Below are 18460 nucleotides of genomic sequence, written 5' to 3' on the forward strand. Positions count from 1 at the left end.
CCACAGAATGATGTCACGCTGAAAATGCCGGCCTTTGAATGGGTTCATGTGCAGCTCCATCAGCAAAAGGGGATGATAAGTTTATCACCACCGACTATTTGCAACAGTGCCAAATAAGTTAATGCAAGTTTAATGATTTGATGTGATGTACAGGATGTAAAAAGAAGGGAAAACCGGAGCGCATGGCTCCGGTAGAGAGGTCAGCTGTTAAAAGGGGATGTGTTATCCAGCACAGCCTGAATCACGTTCAGCGCGCCTTCATGATTATTATCATCGGTAGCATAACGGGCGATTTGTTTAATGTTTTCCGCAGCATTGCCCATCGCAAAGGAATAACGCGCCATTTTCAGCATCTCCGCATCGTTACCGCTGTCGCCAATCGCTACCACATTTTGCGGTGACAGATCCCAGCGTTTCAGTAACCGCGAAATACCGTTTGCTTTATGTAGACCGGGAATAATCAGGTCGATAAAGCCAAAACCACTGGTGACGGGTTTCATAATGCCATCCAGCGCTATGTGCAGTTTGTCGATCACTAACGGGATTTGTTCATCCGGCAGGTTGAGCGAAAACTTGAACAGTACGTCGTCAATCTCCTGATAATCTTTTACAGGTTTCAGGCGATGGTAGTGTTTTGCCATCAGTGCGACGAATGCTTCGGGGGCATTTTCGCTGACATATGCACTTTGCAGACCGCAGGCGACAAAATTGAGTTGCTTATCTTTTAGCAACTCGCCAATAACAATCCGCGATTCATGTCGGGTCAGTTCGCCGTGGAACAACTGCTTGCCATGTTCGTAAACCAGTGCGCCGTTTTCTGCGACAAAAGAGATCTCATCCTTTAGCTCAGGAAAGAACGAAATAAGCTGGTAATACTGATTACCGCTGGCGACAACGAACTCAATGCCGCGCTTTTTCAGTTCCTGATATTGCGCCATAAAACGTGGTTGGTTGTACGTTTTGGCGTCGTTAAGAAAAGTACCGTCCATGTCTGTGACGATAACTTTTACGCTCATAGGTGTGCTCCTGGCTCGAAAATGAAACCGTAACAGTGTAATAACAATGTGACGCAGAGCACAAATTATATTTCGAATGAAAGCGAGGCTGAAATTGATGATGTGAATGATTTAGCCCGGCGACGCCGCCGCCGGGCTGAGGAGATTACAGCATATGTTCAGTACGGGCGATGATATCGTCCTGAGCGTCTGGAGAGAGCGCGGTGAAGAAGGCGGAATAGCCCGCGACGCGCACTACCAGATCGCGATACTGATCGGGATGTTTTTTCGCCTCCAGCAGCGTTTCGCGGGAAACGATGTTGTACTGAATATGCCAGCCTTTATGCACCTCGAAGAAGGTGCGCAGCAGGATCATCAGCTTCTGCTTGTCAGATTCGTTCTCCAGCGTTGCCGGATTCAGTTTCTGGTTGAGCAACACGCCGCCGAGAATCGCTGCCGTAGGCAGTTTACCCACCGAGCCAATGACCGCGGTAGGGCCAAGATGGTCAGTACCGGAGGCCGGGCTTGCGCCTTCTGCCAGCGGGGTGTGGGCTTTACGCCCGTCCGGCGTTGCCATCGTCTGCGCGCCAAAAGGTACGTTAGCGGAGATAGATGACGTACCCGCGTAATAGTTGCCGCCAACCGGACCACGACCGTAGCGCGGATTATGGTACTGTTTCAGTTCGTCGATATAGGTCTGATAAGCGCGAGCCAGCAGCGTATCGACAGTATCATCGTCGTTGCCGTACTTAGGCGCACCGTTAATCAGCCGCTGACGCAGCTGCTCGTGAGTCAGGCCGTCGAAGTCATCCGCCAGTGCGGCAGCCAGCTGTTGCTGACCAATCGCGCCCTGTTCAAATACCAGTTTCTTCACTGCCGCCAGGCTGTTGCCGAGGTTGGCGATACCGACCTGCAAGCCAGACACCCAGTCATACTTCGCGCCGCCTTGTTTGATACTTTTCGCTCGCTCAATGCAGTCATCCACCAGCGCCGAGCAGAGAATATCGTGTACGTTCTCTTCCAGCATGGTGTCGACGACATATTCGATTTCGATTGATTTACGCGTGTAGTAACGGATTTGCGTATCCCACGCGTCCATCACTTCATCGAAGTTGTTGAAGCTACCTGCCGACAACGCTTTTTCTTGTGGCAGGAACACTTTGCCGCTGGTGGCATCACGACCGCCTTCCAGCGCCGCCAGCATCACACGGGCGAAGTTGATAAAGCTCATGCCGGTACAGCGATAGCCCCATTTGCCACCGACGGCGGTTTCGATACAACCAATCGCTGCATAGTCGTAAGCGTCCTGCGGTTCAATACCGAGTTTAATAAATTCCGGGATCACGATTTCGTCGTTGTTGAACGCCGGCATCCCGAAGCCGCAACGGATCACCTGTACGCAGGCGTCGAGGAAATCGTTGCTCATTCCTGCATGGTAACGCACGCTGAGGTTAGGCTGAGTGGAACGCAGGCGACCGCAGGATTCGAGGAGCGCGTAAGAGAGTGGATTCACCGCGTCCATTGGTTGACCATCAACCAGATTTTGCCCGCCAATGGTGACGTTCTGATACAGCGGACTTCCCGCAGAGGCTTTTGAGTGTGAGCCGGAGCGGATCTTGTTCACTTCCAGCAATTTTAACCAGCAGCTATGCAGCATCTCGATGGCGTGTTCACGATCCAGTGTCTGGTTCAGTTCAACGTCGCGGCGATAGTACGGGTAGAGATACTGGTCCATACGACCAAACGATACTGAGTGACCGTTAGATTCGATCTGCAAAATCAACTGGATGAAGTAACACAGTTGCAGCGCCTGCCAGAAAGTCTGCGGCGGCTGGTGGGCGATAAGATCGCAGTTTTCTGCTATCGTCAGCAGTTCATCGCGACGGCTTTCGCGGGTTTCGGTCGCGGCCATTTCACGCGCCAGGGCAGCGAAACGTTCAATGTGTTCACTGACTGCCACCAGCACGATATCAATCGCTTTCAGGAATTGCTCGCCGTGCAGATCTTCCAGTACCGTCAGATTGATGCGCGAGCGACGTTCCGCCACTTTCTCACGCAGACCATCAAGACCTTTTTCCAGCAGTAGCGGGAAATTGACCGCCAGGTGCGCATCGCCGGAGGTCATATTGCCCTCCGCTTTAATGATGCCGGTCGCCAGCAGACCTTTTTGCTCATCGGTAAACATGCCGTAGCAGCGATCCTGTACGGTCTGACCGCGCCACCACGGGCACACTTCATGCAGAACGCGTTTGTTCTCTTCGCTCACCGCAAAACCAGCACCGGGACGATCTGCCAGATCATCAATCTCTTTTTCGATCCAGGAGACGGTATATTCCGGGAAGATCGGCGCGGCGCGAACTTCGCTTGCCTGGTTGCCAATGATCAATTCATCGTGCTTGATCCAGATGGTGCGATTCGCCAGGTGATGCGCCAGTGCCAGCGCGCGACGTACCGGGATCGGCTTATCGAGATGTTGTTGATACATCTCGGTATAGTGCTGCGCGCGCTCGGTACAGACTGGTGGTTTCACAATATGCACCAGCGCATTTTTGTGCGCTTTAATGCGGTCGCTGAGCGTGTCCAGTTTCAGTGTGGTCATGGTTGTTATCCTCGTAAGGTCGCGGTTAACCCTTTCTGGCAGGCATACTGCTGGGCAAAGTCGAGCAGTTCTGGCGCATCAAGCGGTTTTTCCGGGGCGTCATAGGGCAGATTAAGTAAGTGATATTTGTTGATGCCCAGCGTGTGGTAGGGCAGGAAATGGATTTCGCCAACGTGCAGCTCGTCGGCGGCAAAATCGGTAATGGCTTTTACAGCGGTTTCGTCGGCATTAAAGCCCTGAATCAGCGGTACGCGGATGATGATTTTTTTCCCCGCCGCAGCGAGTTTTTTCAGATTATCCAGCACCCTGGCGGCGTTACCGTCGGTCCACTGTTTAAACGGCGCGTCGGCGACGTGTTTTAAATCGGCAAGAAACAGATCGATATAGGGCAGAGAAGGGGAGATATATTTCCACGGCACATGCAGACAGGTTTCTACCGCAGTATGAATGCCGGCCTCGTGGCTGGCTTGCAGTAGCTCCGTCGCCATTTCCGGCTGCATAAAGGGTTCACCGCCAGAAAGTGTTAAGCCGCCGCCGCTGCGATCGTAAAACGGTTTATCGCGCAAAACGGTCGCCATGATCTCCTCAACGCTTTTCACTTCACCACACACGGTTAACGCCTGTGTCGGACAGCAGTCGGTTAACGCTGTCAGATGCTCCGGGGTTAACTTTTCCCGATGAATAAGCAAACCATTCAGCGAGCGCTCAATCACGTCCGGCGCGGCCTTAGCGCACAGCTCGCAGCCTTCCAGACACAGTCGTGCGTCATACAACAGATCCTGCGTGCGGGCTCGGCTTTCCGGGTTCTGACACCAGCGGCAGCCCAGCGAACAGCCTTTAAGAAATACGACCGTGCGGATACCGGGGCCATCATGGGTCGAGTAGCGCTGAATATTGAAAATCATAGTTGCCTCTCTGTTTCGTTCAAACATTAAAATACTTTCGAATGAAAGTTAGATTGATGTGTGTCAACTGTTCAGAGAGTTTTCCCGTGATAGTCTACATTCAGACAAAAAGTACATTTTGAGGATGGTTATGGAACTGTATCTGGATACTTCAGACGTTGTTGCGGTGAAGGCGCTGTCACGTATTTTTCCGCTAGCGGGTGTGACCACTAACCCAAGCATTATCGCCGCGGGTAAAAAACCGCTGGAGGTTGTGCTTCCGCAACTTCATGAAGCGATGGGCGGTCAGGGGCGTCTGTTTGCCCAGGTAATGGCTACCACTGCCGAAGGGATGGTGAATGACGCGCTTAAGCTGCGTTCTATTATTGCGGATATCGTGGTGAAAGTTCCGGTGACCGCCGAGGGGCTGGCAGCGATTAAGATGTTAAAAGCGGAAGGGATTCCGACGCTGGGAACCGCGGTATATGGCGCGGCACAAGGGTTGATGTCGGCGCTGGCAGGTGCAGAATATGTTGCGCCTTACGTTAATCGTATTGATGCTCAGGGCGGTAGCGGTATTCAGACTGTGACCGACTTACACCAGTTATTGAAAATGCATGCGCCGCAGGCGAAAGTGCTGGCAGCGAGTTTCAAAACCCCGCGTCAGGCGCTGGACTGCTTACTGGCAGGATGTGAATCAATTACTCTGCCACTGGATGTGGCACAACAGATGATTAGCTATCCGGCGGTTGATGCCGCTGTGGCGAAGTTTGAACAGGACTGGCTGGGTGCGTTTGGCAGAACGTCGATTTAACCGGACGTTCTGCATCCTCATAAATTGCTGATGACGTGGCGGAGTGCCGCGTCTTATCTGGCCTGGAGGTGGCAGTTACTGCCCGCACACCTCACACCCCGGATTGCGCATCAGTTTCATTTCGCGAAACTGACAGGTGATCGCATCGTACATCACGATTTTCCCGCTGGCTGGTTTGCCATAACCTGCCAGCAGTTTGATTGCTTCCATTGCCTGCAACGAACCAATTACGCCGATTAACGGTGCCATCACGCCTGCTTCTACGCAGGTTAACGCGTTCTCGCCAAACAAACGGCTAAGGCAGCGATAGCACGGTTCGCCGTCCTGATAAGTGAAGACCGTGATTTGCCCTTCCATACGAATTGCCGCGCCGGAAACCAGCGGCACCTTCGCGGCAAAACAGCCTGCGTTCAGTTGATTACGTACTGCAACGTTATCCGTACAGTCGAGCACCAGATCGTGTTTTGCAATCATCGCAGCAAGTTCAGCGTCATCAAGCAGCGCATTGACTGGCGTAATCGCGATATATGGGTTGATCCGCGTCAGGGCGTCACGGGCGGATTCCACCTTCGGTTGCCCGACCGTGGCATCACTGTGCAGCGTCTGGCGTTGCAGATTGGAGAGCGAAACCGTGTCGAAGTCGAGCAGCGTCAGGTTGCCGACACCGGCGCTTGCCAGATACTGCGAGGCTGCACAGCCGAGGCCGCCCAGGCCCACTACCAGCACGCGAGAATCTTTCAGCGCCTCCTGGCCGTCAAAATCAAAGCCGCGCAGAATGATTTGCCGGTTGTAGCGCAGCATCTCCTGATCGCTGAGTTCCGCCATTACAGGCCTCCGAACAACGCGTTAAACGGTTCTACTTCCACCCATTCGCCCACTTCCACATTGCCGCGATCGCGTTCCAGCACGATAAAGCAGTTGCCGAGGCTAAAGGAGCTAAATATATGTGAACCCTGATGTCCGGTGGTCGTCACTTCCAGTTCGCCATCGGCGTTGCGTTGCAGCACGCCGCGCTGGAAATCAAGGCGTCCTGGCGATTTCTTCAGAGGCGATGCCGTGCGCACACGCTGGCGCGCGGGCAGGCCGCTGGCGGTATTGCCGCTTAGTTTTGCCAGCAAAGGCTGTACCAGTTGATAGAAGGTCAGCGTTGCTGAAACCGGGTTGCCCGGCAGGCCGCAGAACCAGCTATTGCTGAGTTTACCGAACGCGAACGGTTTACCTGGTTTAATCGCCAGCTTCCAGAAGGCGATCTCCCCCAGCTCTTCAAGAATGGTTTTGGTGTAATCCGCTTCACCCACTGAAACACCGCCGGAACTGATCACCACATCCGCCTGGCTGTCGGCTTCAATAAATGCGGCGCGCAGGGCATGGGGATCGTCGCGGATAATCCCTAAGTTGATTACCTCGCATCCCAACTGTTCTAACATCAGGTGTACGGCGAGACGGTTGGTATCGTAGATTTGGCCGTCGCCCAGCGGCTGACCGGGCAACTGGAGTTCATCACCGGTAGAAAAAAGCGCTACACGCACTTTACGAATCACCGGAACTTCGGCAATCCCTAGCGAAGCAATCACTGGCAGTTCAGCGGTAGTCAGGCGAGTCCCCGCCGGGAAAACAACCGCACCTGCAGAGATATCTTCACCGCGACGGCGAATATTTTGCCCGCTACGCACTTCAGCAGTAAAACGCACGCCATTGTCCGTTTGTTCAGTCTGCTCCTGCATCACCACCCCTTCGCAGCCTTCTGGCACCGGCGCACCGGTCATAATACGAATGCAGGTACCCGCAGGCCATTCACCATGGTACGGCTGACCGGCAAAGGATTTACCGGCAACGGGCAGCGGTTGCCCGGAGGCAATATCGGCTAAACGCACCGCGTAGCCGTCCATAGCGGAGTTATCAAACCCCGGGACATCCAGTGGCGAAACGACATCGCTCGCCAGAATACGACCAAAACACTGAACCAGTGGCAGCGTTTCCTGGGCGGTCAGTGGGGTAACGCGAGAAAGCATCTCATTAAGCGCGGTGTCGAGCGACATCAATCCGGTGGTAAATTCCATGAAAACACTCCTGCGGAGGCAAAATCGAATTTGCCTATTATGTCAGAAAAACGCCACAGACTGTATGCCACCTCGGGCGTAGCGCTGGCTCCTGCCTTTACATGCCATATCCATCTTTCTATATTCAAAAATTGAATGAGTAATTCATAAAAATTCTGATATTTATAGCAAAAGTGGCGAGCCACCCTTAATGGACGAATACTATGGGCAAAGCAGTCATTGCAATTCATGGCGGCGCAGGTGCAATTAGCCGCGCGCAGATGAGTCTGCAACAGGAATTACGCTACATCGAGGCGCTGTCTGCCATTGTTGAAACCGGGCAGAAAATGCTGGAAGCGGGCGAAAGTGCGCTGGATGTGGTGACGGAAGCGGTGCGTCTGCTGGAAGAGTGTCCACTGTTTAACGCCGGAATTGGCGCTGTCTTTACGCGTGATGAAACCCATGAACTGGACGCCTGTGTGATGGATGGTAACACCCTGAAAGCCGGTGCGGTGGCGGGCGTTAGTCATCTGCGTAATCCGGTTCTTGCCGCCCGGCTGGTGATGGAGCAAAGCCCGCATGTGATGATGATTGGCGAAGGGGCAGAAAATTTTGCGTTTGCTCATGGCATGGAGCGCGTCTCACCGGAGATTTTCTCCACGCCTTTGCGTTATGAACAACTACTGGCAGCGCGCGAGGAAGGGGCAACAGTCCTCGACCATAGCGGTGCGCCACTGGATGAAAAACAGAAAATGGGCACCGTGGGGGCCGTGGCGTTGGATTTAGACGGCAATCTGGCGGCAGCCACGTCCACGGGCGGAATGACCAATAAATTACCCGGACGAGTTGGCGATAGTCCCTTAGTGGGTGCCGGATGCTACGCCAATAACGCCAGTGTGGCGGTTTCTTGTACCGGCACGGGCGAAGTCTTCATCCGCGCGCTGGCGGCATATGACATCGCCGCGTTAATGGATTACGGCGGATTAAGTCTCGCGGAAGCCTGCGAGCGGGTAGTAATGGAAAAACTCCCTGCGCTTGGCGGTAGCGGTGGCTTAATCGCTATCGACCATGAAGGTAACGTCGCGCTACCGTTTAACACCGAAGGAATGTATCGCGCCTGGGGCTACGCAGGCGATACGCCAACCACCGGTATCTACCGTGAAAAAGGGGACACCGTTGCCACACAGTGATGAACTTGATGCCGGTGATGTGCTGGCGGTTGAAAATCTGAATATTGCCTTTATGCAGGACCAGCAGAAAATAGCTGCGGTCCGCAATCTCTCTTTTAGCCTGCAACGCGGTGAGACGCTGGCAATTGTTGGCGAATCCGGCTCCGGTAAGTCAGTGACTGCGCTGGCATTGATGCGTCTGTTGGAACAGGCGGGCGGTTTAGTACAGTGCGATAAAATGCTGTTGCGGCGGCGCAGTCGCGAAGTGATTGAACTTAGCGAGCAGAGCGCTGCACAAATGCGCCATGTGCGCGGTGCGGATATGGCGATGATATTTCAGGAACCGATGACATCGCTGAACCCGGTATTTACTGTGGGTGAACAGATTGCCGAATCAATTCGTCTGCATCAGAACGCCAGTCGTGAAGAAGCGATGGTCGAGGCGAAGCGGATGCTGGATCAGGTACGCATTCCGGAGGCACAAACCATTCTTTCACGTTATCCGCATCAACTCTCTGGCGGGATGCGCCAGCGAGTGATGATTGCGATGGCGCTGTCATGCTGCCCGGCGGTGCTGATTGCCGATGAGCCAACCACCGCGCTGGATGTCACTATTCAGGCGCAGATCCTGCAATTAATCAAAGTATTGCAAAAAGAGATGTCGATGGGCGTTATCTTTATCACTCACGATATGGGCGTGGTGGCAGAGATTGCCGATCGGGTTCTGGTGATGTATCAGGGCGAGGCGGTGGAAACGGGTAGCGTCGAACAGATTTTTCATGCACCGCAACATCCTTATACCCGTGCGCTGTTAGCTGCTGTTCCGCAACTTGGTGCGATGAAAGGGTTAGATTATCCCCGACGTTTCCCGTTGATATCGCTTGAACATCCAGCGAAACAGGAGCCACCCATCGAGCAGAAAACGGTGGTGGATGGCGAACCTGTTTTACGGGTGCGTAATCTGGTCACCCGTTTCCCTTTGCGCAGCGGTTTGTTGAATCGCGTAACGCGGGAAGTGCATGCCGTTGAGAAAGTCAGTTTTGATCTCTGGCCTGGTGAAACGCTATCGCTGGTGGGCGAGTCTGGCAGCGGTAAATCCACTACCGGGCGGGCGTTGCTGCGCCTGGTCGAATCGCAGGGCGGCGAAATTATCTTTAACGGTCAGCGAATCGATACCTTGTCATCCGGTAAACTTCAGGCATTGCGCCGCGATATTCAGTTTATTTTTCAGGACCCTTACGCTTCGCTGGACCCACGTCAGACCATCGGTGATTCGATTATCGAACCGCTGCGCGTACACGGTTTATTGCCAGGTAAAGAAGCGGCTGCACGTGTTGCGTGGTTGCTGGAGCGCGTGGGCCTGTTACCTGAACATGCCTGGCGTTACCCGCATGAGTTTTCCGGCGGTCAGCGCCAGCGCATCTGCATTGCTCGCGCGTTGGCATTGAATCCAAAAGTGATCATTGCCGACGAAGCCGTCTCGGCGCTGGATGTTTCTATTCGCGGGCAGATTATCAACTTGTTGCTCGATCTCCAGCGTGATTTCGGCATTGCGTATCTGTTTATCTCCCACGATATGGCCGTGGTAGAGCGGATTAGTCATCGTGTGGCGGTGATGTATCTCGGGCAAATTGTTGAAATTGGTCCACGGCGCGCGGTCTTCGAAAACCCGCAGCATCCTTATACGCGTAAATTACTGGCGGCAGTTCCGGTCGCTGAACCGTCCCGACAACGACCGCAGCGTGTACTGCTGTCGGACGATCTTCCCAGCAATATTCATCTGCGTGGCGAAGAGGTTGCAGCCGTCTCGTTGCAATGCGTCGGGCCGGGGCATTACGTCGCACAACCACAATCAGAATACGCATTCATGCGTAGATAACATTCAGGCGGAGAATAAAATGGCAAGAGCTGTACACCGTAGTGGGTTAGTGGCGCTGGGCATTGCGACAGCGTTGATGGCATCTTGTGCATTCGCTGCCAAAGATGTGGTGGTGGCGGTAGGATCGAACTTCACCACGCTCGATCCATATGACGCGAATGACACGTTATCTCAGGCCGTAGCGAAATCGTTTTACCAGGGGCTGTTCGGTCTGGATAAAGAGATGAAACTGAAAAACGTGCTGGCGGAGAGTTATACCGTTTCCGATGACGGCCTTACTTACACCGTGAAACTGCGGGAAGGAATTAAATTCCAGGATGGAACCGACTTCAACGCAGCGGCGGTAAAAGCGAATCTGGACCGGGCCAGCGATCCGGCGAATCATCTTAAACGCTACAACCTGTATAAGAATATTGCCAAAACGGAAGCGATCGATCCAACAACGGTAAAGATTACCCTCAAACAGCCGTTCTCAGCGTTTATTAATATTCTTGCCCATCCGGCGACCGCGATGATTTCGCCGGCAGCGCTGGAAAAATATGGCAAGGATATTGGTTTTCATCCGGTGGGAACCGGGCCGTATGAACTGGATACCTGGAATCAGACCGATTTTGTGAAGGTGAAAAAATTCGCGGGTTACTGGCAGCCAGGATTGCCCAAACTGGACAGCATAACCTGGCGTCCGGTTGCGGATAACAACACCCGCGCGGCAATGCTACAAACCGGTGAAGCGCAGTTTGCTTTCCCCATTCCTTACGAGCAGGCCGCATTGCTGGAGAAAAACAAAAATATCGAGTTGATGGCCAGTCCGTCAATTATGCAGCGTTATATCAGTATGAACGTGACGCAAAAGCCGTTCGATAACCCGAAGGTCCGTGAGGCGCTGAATTACGCCATTAACCGCCCGGCGCTGGTGAAAGTGGCCTTCGCGGGCTATGCAACGCCAGCTACTGGTGTGGTACCGCCGAGTATCGCCTATGCGCAAAGTTATAAACCGTGGCCTTACGATCCAGTGAAAGCGCGCGAATTACTGAAAGAGGCGGGATATCCCAACGGTTTCAGTACCACGCTGTGGTCGTCACATAACCACAGCACCGCGCAGAAAGTGCTGCAATTTACCCAGCAGCAGTTAGCGCAGGTCGGGATTAAAGCCCAGGTGACTGCGATGGATGCCGGACAGCGGGCGGCAGAAGTCGAAGGTAAAGGGCAAAAAGAGAGCGGCGTGCGGATGTTCTACACTGGCTGGTCGGCTTCAACCGGCGAAGCTGACTGGGCACTATCGCCGCTGTTTGCCTCGCAAAACTGGCCACCAACGCTGTTTAATACCGCGTTTTACAGCAATAAACAGGTGGATGACTTCCTGGCTCAGGCACTAAAAACTAATGATCCGGCGGAAAAGACCCGTTTATATAAGGCGGCGCAGGATATCATCTGGCAAGAGTCGCCGTGGATCCCGCTGGTGGTAGAAAAACTGGTGTCGGCACACAGTAAAAACCTGACCGGTTTTTGGATCATGCCAGACACCGGCTTCAGCTTTGAAGACGCAGATTTGCAATAAGCAACGCAGGGAGTGGAATGCTTAATTACGTTATCAAACGCTTGCTGGGGTTGATTCCGACGCTGTTTATCGTCTCGGTGCTGGTGTTTTTATTTGTCCATATGCTGCCCGGCGATCCGGCGCGATTAATTGCCGGGCCCGAAGCTGATGCGCAGGTTATAGAACTGGTGCGTCAGCAGCTGGGGTTGGATCAGCCGCTGTATCACCAGTTCTGGCACTATATCAGCAATGCTGTGCAGGGAGATTTTGGCCTGTCGATGGTGTCGCGTCGTCCGGTTGCTGATGAGATTGCCAGCCGCTTTATGCCAACGCTGTGGCTGACCATAACCAGTATGGTCTGGGCGGTGATATTTGGTATGGCGGCGGGAATTATCGCCGCCGTCTGGCGTAACCGTTGGCCGGATCGATTGAGTATGACCATTGCGGTGTCGGGGATCTCGTTTCCGGCATTTGCTCTGGGGATGCTTTTAATTCAGGTATTCTCCGTTGAACTGGGCTGGCTGCCTACCGTGGGAGCAGACAGTTGGCAGCACTACATTTTACCCTCCCTGACGCTCGGCGCGGCAGTGGCAGCCGTGATGGCGCGCTTTACCCGCGCGTCGTTTGTCGATGTTTTAAGCGAAGATTATATGCGTACCGCGAGGGCGAAAGGGGTGAGCGAAACCTGGGTTGTCCTCAAACACGGGCTACGTAACGCGATGATCCCGGTAGTGACCATGATGGGCTTACAGTTTGGCTTTTTGCTCGGTGGTTCTATCGTGGTGGAGAAAGTTTTCAACTGGCCCGGACTTGGACGCTTACTCGTTGACTCCGTAGAAATGCGCGATTACCCGGTGATTCAGGCGGAAATTCTGCTTTTCTCGCTGGAATTTATTCTTATCAACTTAGTGGTGGATGTGCTTTACGCCGCCATTAACCCGGCTATCAGGTACAAGTAAGGATGCGACTATTTAACTGGCGACGTCAGGCGGTGTTAAACGCCATGCCACTGGTCAAACCTGACCAGGTGCGTACACCGTGGTATGAATTCTGGCGACGATTTCGCCGTCAGCATATGGCGATGACCGCCGCATTATTCGTTATTTTATTGATTGTGGTGGCCATTTTTGCACGCTGGATCGCTCCCTATGACGCCGAAAATTATTTTGATTATGACAATCTGAATAACGGACCTTCTTTGCAGCACTGGTTTGGCGTCGATTCACTGGGGCGCGACATTTTCAGCCGTGTCCTGGTTGGTGCGCAAATCTCGCTGGCGGCGGGCGTGTTTGCCGTGTTTATCGGTGCGGCGATCGGGACGTTGCTGGGCTTGCTGGCTGGATATTATGAAGGCTGGTGGGATCGGCTGATCATGCGTATTTGCGATGTGCTGTTTGCCTTCCCGGGTATTTTACTGGCGATCGCTGTTGTTGCGGTGTTGGGAAGCGGCATTGCTAACGTGATTATCGCAGTCGCCATTTTTTCCATCCCCGCGTTTGCCCGGCTGGTGCGCGGCAACACGCTGGTGTTGAAACAGCAAACCTTTATCGAGTCAGCACGCAGTATTGGTGCCAGCGATATGACCATTTTATTGCGTCATATCCTGCCTGGGACCGTCTCTTCTATCGTGGTGTTTTTCACCATGCGCATTGGTACCTCGATTATCTCTGCCGCCAGCCTGTCATTTCTCGGCCTCGGTGCGCAGCCGCCGACACCAGAGTGGGGAGCAATGCTCAATGAGGCACGAGCGGATATGGTTATCGCGCCGCATGTCGCTGTTTTTCCGGCCCTGGCTATTTTTCTGACCGTACTGGCGTTCAATTTGTTGGGCGATGGTTTACGCGATGCGCTGGATCCGAAAATTAAAGGATAGTTACGTTTGAATATTGCTTGAAAGGGTAATCACCTCACAGGAAATTATTGCCCTAAGCAAGTGTTGTAACTTTCTGCTGATTTTGTAGAATCGGGTAATTTGGTTAAAAAGCCGCAGCAAGGGACTATTTTGCAGCGGCACAGCGTTCAGACAGTTATTTTGTTAAATGTATTAACATGCTGAGTTTATACGAAAAGATAAAGATAAGGCTGATAATTTTATTTTTATTGGCAGCACTGTCATTTATTGGTCTTTTTTTCATCATTAACTATCAACTGGTATCGGAACGCGCGGTAAAACGTGCCGATAGCCGCTTTGAACTTATTCAGAAAAACGTTGGCTATTTCTTTAAAGATATTGAACGTTCGGCCCTGACATTAAAGGACTCACTATATTTATTAAAAAATACAGAGGAGATTCAACGCGCCGTAATTCTGAAAATGGAAATGATGCCATTTTTAGACTCGGTGGGACTGGTACTTGATGATAATAAATATTATCTCTTTTCGCGGAGGACGAATGATAAAATCGTTGTTTATCATCAGGAACAAGTAAATGGACCGCTTGTCGACGAGTCAGGGCGGGTTATTTTTGCCGATTTTAACCCATCGAAACGACCGTGGTCGGTGGCTTCAGATGACTCTAACAACAGCTGGTATCCGGCATACAATTGCTTTGATCGTCCGGGTAAAAAATGTATCTCTTTTACGCTACGCATCAACGGCAAAGATCACGATTTGTTAGCGGTGGATAAAATACATGTCGATTTAAACTGGCGATATCTGAACGAGTATCTTGATCACATCAGCGCTAATGATGAAGTTCTATTTTTGAAACAAGGCCATGAGATCATTGCCAAGAATCAACTCGCGCGTGAAAAACTGATTATTTATAATAGCGAAGGTAATTATAATATTATTGATTCTGTCGATACTGAATATATCGAAAAAACATCAGTGGTGCCAAACAACGCATTATTCGAAATCTATTTTTATTATCCTGGCGGTAATTTATTGAACGCATCAGATAAACTTTTTTATCTGCCGTTTGCGTTCATTATTATCGTATTGTTGGTGGTTTATTTAATGACCACTCGTGTGTTCCGTCGGCAATTTTCTGAAATGACCGAGCTGGTTAATACGCTGGCGTTTTTGCCCGACTCAACGGATCAGATCGAGGCTCTGAAAATTCGCGAAGGCGATGCGAAAGAGATTATCAGCATCAAAAATTCGATCGCGGAAATGAAAGATGCCGAAATTGAACGGTCAAATAAATTGCTCTCACTGATCTCTTACGATCAGGAAAGCGGTTTTATTAAAAATATGGCGATTATTGAGTCCAACAATAATCAGTATCTGGCTGTGGGGATCATCAAACTGTGTGGTCTGGAAGCCGTGGAAGCGGTGTTTGGTGTTGATGAACGCAATAAAATCGTCAGAAAATTGTGTCAGCGAATTGCCGAGAAATATGCGCAATGCTGCGATATCGTGACATTTAATGCCGATCTCTATTTACTCCTGTGCCGGGAAAATGTACAGACGTTTACCCGTAAGATAGCGACGGTAAACGATTTTGACAGCAGTTTTGGCTACCGCAATCTGCGCATCCATAAGTCTGCTATTTGTGAACCTTTGCAGGGGGAAAACGCCTGGAGTTACGCAGAAAAGCTGAAACTGGCGATTTCCAGTATCCGCAACCATATGTTCTCAGAGTTTATTTTCTGTGATGATGCGAAACTCAACGAAATAGAAGAGAATATCTGGATTGCGCGTAATATTCGCCATGCAATGGAAATTGGCGAACTATTCCTCGTCTATCAACCGATCGTTGATATTAACACCCGCGCCATTCTGGGCGCGGAGGCGTTGTGCCGTTGGGTGTCTGCGGAGCGGGGGATCATTTCACCGCTAAAGTTCATTACCATTGCTGAAGATATCGGGTTTATCAATGAGCTGGGTTATCAGATTATTAAAACCGCGATGGGTGAATTCAGACATTTTAGTCAGCGTGCGGTCCTGAAGGACGGTTTCTTACTGCATATTAATGTTTCGCCCTGGCAGTTAAACGAACCACACTTTCATGAGCGTTTTACCACCATCATGGAAGAAAATGGCCTGAAGGTGAACAGCCTCTGTGTTGAGATCACTGAAACCGTGATTGAGCGAATTAATGAACATTTTTATCTCAATATTGAACAACTGCGTAAACAAGGGGTACGGATATCGATTGATGACTTTGGCACCGGTTTGTCAAACCTGAAACGTTTTTATGAAATTAATCCAGATAGCATAAAAGTGGACTCACAATTTACCGGCGATATTTTCGGTACTGCGGGAAAAATTGTGCGCATTATTTTCGATCTGGCACGCTATAACCGGATCCCGGTGATTGCGGAAGGCGTAGAGAGCGAAGACGTTGCGCGCGAATTAATCAAATTAGGATGTGTTCAGGCTCAGGGGTATCTGTACCAGAAACCCATGCCGTTCTCCGCCTGGGATAAAAGTGGAAAATTAGTAAAAGAGTAGTTTACGTATGTCCAGAATCAATAAATTCGTACTTACAGTCAGTCTGCTGATTTTTATCATGATTTCAGCAGTTGCCTGCGGGATCTACACTCAAATGGTAAAGGAACGGGTGTATGGCCTGAAACAGTCCGTTATTGATACTGCTTTTGCGGTGGCAAATATTGCTGAATATCGGCGTAGTGTGGCAATTGATCTGATCAACACGCTAAATCCTACGGAGGAACAGCTGTTGGTTGGCTTACGCACAGCTTACGCCGACTCGCTTTCACCCTCTTATTTGTACGATGTCGGTCCTTATCTGATTTCCAGTGACGAATGTATTCAGGTAAAGGAGTTCGAGAAAAATTATTGTGCAGATATTATGCAGGTTGTGAAGTATCGACATGTCAAAAATACAGGGTTTATCTCTTTTGACGGTAAAACCTTCGTCTATTACCTCTATCCGGTAACTCACAATCGCAGTCTGATATTTTTGCTTGGTCTGGAACGTTTTTCTTTACTGTCAAAATCGCTGGCGATGGACAGCGAGAACCTGATGTTCTCTCTGTTTAAGAACGGTAAACCGGTGACCGGTGATGAATATAATGCTAAAAACGCCATCTTCACCGTTTCGGAAGCGATGGAGCACTTCGCCTATTTGCCGACCGGATTGTACGTATTTGCGTATAAAAAAGATGTTTATTTGCGGGTCTGTACATTGATTATTTTCTTTGCCGCATTGGTGGCAGTGATATCGGGTGCCAGTTGCCTCTATCTGGTACGCAGAGTGATTAATCGTGGTGTTGTGGAGAAAGAAGCCATCATTAATAACCATTTTGAACGCGTACTGGATGGCGGGCTTTTCTTTTCGGCTGCCGATGTCAAAAAACTCTACAGTCTGTATAACTCGGCGTTCCTGGATGACCTGACCAAAGCAATGGGCAGAAAATCCTTTGACGAAGATTTAAAAGCCCTGCCGGAAAAAGGCGGCTATCTGTGTCTTTTTGATGTCGATAAATTCAAAAACATCAACGACACCTTCGGTCATTTGCTGGGCGATGAAGTGTTGATGAAAGTGGTGAAAATCCTTAAATCACAGATCCCGGTAGATAAAGGTAAAGTCTACCGCTTCGGTGGTGACGAATTTGCGGTGATTTATACGGGTGGAACGCTGGAAGAGTTGCTATCGATTCTAAAAGAAATCGTTCATTTCCAGGTGGGAAGCATTAATTTAAGTACCAGTATCGGTGTAGCGCATTCAAATGAATGTCCTACCGTCGAACGCTTGAAAATGCTGGCGGATGAGCGGCTGTATAAGAGTAAGAAAAACGGCAGGGCGCAGATTAGCTGGCAGTAGAATTAGAATAGTGTTAGTACCCCTTAATCAAGGGGTACTAATGAATGTGGTAAATCATTTGCAAACATTTTACTTTGCAAAAAATTCCGGCCCTTTTATTGCCAATGTATTCAAAATACGTAATGCCGGGCCGCTCGGTTTTATTTCATTACGTTCCCATTTCGAGACACTTTCTTTTGACATTCCCATTGTATGTGCCAGCACGGATTGTGACATGCCGTATCGGGTGCGGATGGCTTTGATCTCTTCACCCGTCATTGATTTGACTTTGGCTATACGGGCGCTGACTTCACGAGCTTTGACCATGACGGCAATGGCATCAACTTCACTATCAGACATCAGGCCCAGTGCATTCAGTTCCTTTGCATCTTCCAGCATCATTTGTAATTTATCGCTCATTTTTCACCTCAATCAAAAAGCCAGTTTCGATCAAATCCTCTATTTGCTTATTGCTAAAGGCCAGAAATGCATTTGCCATTTTTTTGTAGGCCGCCAGTTCATCATCTTCGATTTCTTTGGTTCCTTTACTGCTTAGACCACTCTTGGACCAACCATCATAAAAAAACACATGATTTGCTGATTTAAAAAAGATAATTGTTCTGGCTCCACCACTCTTTCCTTGTTGGAGGGGTAAACGTTTTTTGATGACACCGCTACCTAAATCAGCCTCCCATATGCCCTGCATCACTTCTTCAGCGGCAGCCATGAGAACTTTATCGTGAATACCAAGTTTTTTCGTGCTTTGGCTGAATCGTCTTGCCTTATACACACCCATACATCCATCCTTGTGGTAATGTTTACTATAGTAAC

The 18460-nt window shown here is 50.6% G+C and carries 15 protein-coding genes; 8 read left to right on the forward strand and 7 right to left on the reverse strand.

Going from position 1 to position 18460, the window contains the following annotated elements:
• Positions 1-200: 200 nt before the first annotated feature.
• The 3 genes from ybiV to ACJHWR_RS21905 form a co-directional block, all read right to left on the reverse strand.
• The gene (ybiV, locus tag ACJHWR_RS21895; RefSeq protein WP_000114248.1) at positions 201-1016 is read right to left on the reverse strand and encodes a sugar-phosphatase YbiV; all 816 of its coding nucleotides are present in this window, start codon (positions 1014-1016) and stop codon (positions 201-203) included.
• 145 nt (positions 1017-1161) lie between these two features.
• On the reverse strand, positions 1162-3594 hold the full coding sequence (locus ACJHWR_RS21900) for a glycyl radical protein (protein ID WP_000209356.1): 2433 nt from the start codon (positions 3592-3594) through the stop codon (positions 1162-1164).
• A 5-nt stretch (positions 3595-3599) separates the two neighbouring features.
• A complete protein-coding gene (locus tag ACJHWR_RS21905; protein ID WP_012311969.1) occupies positions 3600-4499 on the reverse strand; it encodes a glycyl-radical enzyme activating protein in 900 nt (299 codons plus the stop codon).
• 130 nt (positions 4500-4629) lie between these two features.
• On the opposite strand from ACJHWR_RS21905, the gene fsa reads away from it, so the two are divergent.
• A complete protein-coding gene (gene fsa, locus ACJHWR_RS21910) occupies positions 4630-5292 on the forward strand; it encodes a fructose-6-phosphate aldolase (protein WP_024175769.1) in 663 nt (220 codons plus the stop codon).
• A 75-nt stretch (positions 5293-5367) separates the two neighbouring features.
• Here the strand turns inward: fsa and moeB are convergent, their stop codons facing one another.
• Positions 5368-6117 carry a molybdopterin-synthase adenylyltransferase MoeB gene (gene moeB, locus ACJHWR_RS21915; protein WP_000829257.1) on the reverse strand — a complete coding sequence of 250 codons (750 nt, stop codon included), beginning with the start codon at positions 6115-6117 and terminating at the stop codon, positions 5368-5370.
• Positions 6117-7352, reverse strand: a complete 1236-nt coding sequence (moeA, locus tag ACJHWR_RS21920) for a molybdopterin molybdotransferase MoeA (RefSeq protein ID WP_000397370.1) — start codon at positions 7350-7352, stop codon at positions 6117-6119. Before moeA ends, moeB begins: the two co-directional genes overlap by 1 nt.
• A 203-nt stretch (positions 7353-7555) precedes the next feature.
• Between moeA and iaaA the strand changes: the two genes are divergently transcribed.
• The 7 genes from iaaA (at position 7556) to ACJHWR_RS21955 (ending at position 17650) form a co-directional block, all read left to right on the forward strand.
• Positions 7556-8521, forward strand: a complete 966-nt coding sequence (iaaA, locus tag ACJHWR_RS21925; protein WP_000513761.1) for a beta-aspartyl-peptidase — start codon at positions 7556-7558, stop codon at positions 8519-8521.
• Complete coding sequence (gene gsiA, locus ACJHWR_RS21930) at positions 8508-10379, forward strand: glutathione ABC transporter ATP-binding protein GsiA (RefSeq protein ID WP_012311654.1); 1872 nt, start codon at positions 8508-8510, stop codon at positions 10377-10379. The genes iaaA and gsiA overlap by 14 nt, the downstream gene beginning before the upstream one ends.
• 19 nt (positions 10380-10398) lie before the next feature.
• On the forward strand, positions 10399-11937 hold the full coding sequence (gene gsiB / locus ACJHWR_RS21935) for a glutathione ABC transporter substrate-binding protein GsiB (protein ID WP_000090150.1): 1539 nt from the start codon (positions 10399-10401) through the stop codon (positions 11935-11937).
• Positions 11938-11954: 17 nt separating this feature from the next.
• Positions 11955-12875 (forward strand): glutathione ABC transporter permease GsiC, encoded by a 921-nt coding sequence (gene gsiC, locus ACJHWR_RS21940; RefSeq protein ID WP_000936043.1) that lies wholly within the window; start codon positions 11955-11957, stop codon positions 12873-12875.
• Between the two features lie 2 nt (positions 12876-12877).
• Positions 12878-13789 (forward strand): glutathione ABC transporter permease GsiD, encoded by a 912-nt coding sequence (gene gsiD / locus ACJHWR_RS21945; protein WP_001236058.1) that lies wholly within the window; start codon positions 12878-12880, stop codon positions 13787-13789.
• A gap of 176 nt (positions 13790-13965) precedes the next feature.
• Positions 13966-16314: an EAL domain-containing protein gene (locus tag ACJHWR_RS21950; RefSeq protein ID WP_000950337.1), complete on the forward strand. Its 2349-nt coding sequence runs from the start codon at positions 13966-13968 to the stop codon at positions 16312-16314.
• A gap of 7 nt (positions 16315-16321) precedes the next feature.
• A complete protein-coding gene (locus ACJHWR_RS21955; RefSeq protein ID WP_000086869.1) occupies positions 16322-17650 on the forward strand; it encodes a GGDEF domain-containing protein in 1329 nt (442 codons plus the stop codon).
• A gap of 69 nt (positions 17651-17719) precedes the next feature.
• Here ACJHWR_RS21955 and ACJHWR_RS21960 read toward each other — a convergent pair whose 3' ends face one another.
• Positions 17720-18049, reverse strand: coding sequence for a helix-turn-helix domain-containing protein (locus tag ACJHWR_RS21960; RefSeq protein WP_410226717.1), 330 nt, complete (start codon positions 18047-18049; stop codon positions 17720-17722).
• Entirely contained in the window at positions 18039-18425 is a 387-nt protein-coding gene (locus tag ACJHWR_RS21965; protein WP_000539521.1) for a type II toxin-antitoxin system RelE/ParE family toxin, read from the reverse strand. The genes ACJHWR_RS21960 and ACJHWR_RS21965 overlap by 11 nt, the downstream gene beginning before the upstream one ends.
• Positions 18426-18460 lie beyond the last annotated feature (35 nt).

Origin of the sequence: Escherichia sp. WS568, from assembly GCF_046486085.1 — a bacterium.
GTDB classification, from domain to species: Bacteria; Pseudomonadota; Gammaproteobacteria; order Enterobacterales; family Enterobacteriaceae; genus Escherichia; species Escherichia coli.

Bases quoted from the DNA above. Each gene is read 5' to 3' on its own strand.
- iaaA (WP_000513761.1), top strand. From the start codon at position 7,556: ATGGGCAAAGCAGTCATTGCAATTCATGGCGGCGCAGGTGCAATTAGC.
- ybiV (WP_000114248.1), bottom strand. From the start codon at position 1,016: ATGAGCGTAAAAGTTATCGTCACAGACATGGACGGTACTTTTCTTAAC.
- fsa (WP_024175769.1), top strand. From the start codon at position 4,630: ATGGAACTGTATCTGGATACTTCAGACGTTGTTGCGGTGAAGGCGCTG.
- ACJHWR_RS21965 (WP_000539521.1), bottom strand. From the start codon at position 18,425: ATGGGTGTGTATAAGGCAAGACGATTCAGCCAAAGCACGAAAAAACTT.
- moeB (WP_000829257.1), bottom strand. From the start codon at position 6,117: ATGGCGGAACTCAGCGATCAGGAGATGCTGCGCTACAACCGGCAAATC.
- ACJHWR_RS21905 (WP_012311969.1), bottom strand. From the start codon at position 4,499: ATGATTTTCAATATTCAGCGCTACTCGACCCATGATGGCCCCGGTATC.
- moeA (WP_000397370.1), bottom strand. From the start codon at position 7,352: ATGGAATTTACCACCGGATTGATGTCGCTCGACACCGCGCTTAATGAG.
- ACJHWR_RS21900 (WP_000209356.1), bottom strand. From the start codon at position 3,594: ATGACCACACTGAAACTGGACACGCTCAGCGACCGCATTAAAGCGCAC.
- ACJHWR_RS21955 (WP_000086869.1), top strand. From the start codon at position 16,322: ATGTCCAGAATCAATAAATTCGTACTTACAGTCAGTCTGCTGATTTTT.
- gsiD (WP_001236058.1), top strand. From the start codon at position 12,878: ATGCGACTATTTAACTGGCGACGTCAGGCGGTGTTAAACGCCATGCCA.
- gsiB (WP_000090150.1), top strand. From the start codon at position 10,399: ATGGCAAGAGCTGTACACCGTAGTGGGTTAGTGGCGCTGGGCATTGCG.
- ACJHWR_RS21960 (WP_410226717.1), bottom strand. From the start codon at position 18,049: ATGAGCGATAAATTACAAATGATGCTGGAAGATGCAAAGGAACTGAAT.
- ACJHWR_RS21950 (WP_000950337.1), top strand. From the start codon at position 13,966: ATGCTGAGTTTATACGAAAAGATAAAGATAAGGCTGATAATTTTATTT.
- gsiC (WP_000936043.1), top strand. From the start codon at position 11,955: ATGCTTAATTACGTTATCAAACGCTTGCTGGGGTTGATTCCGACGCTG.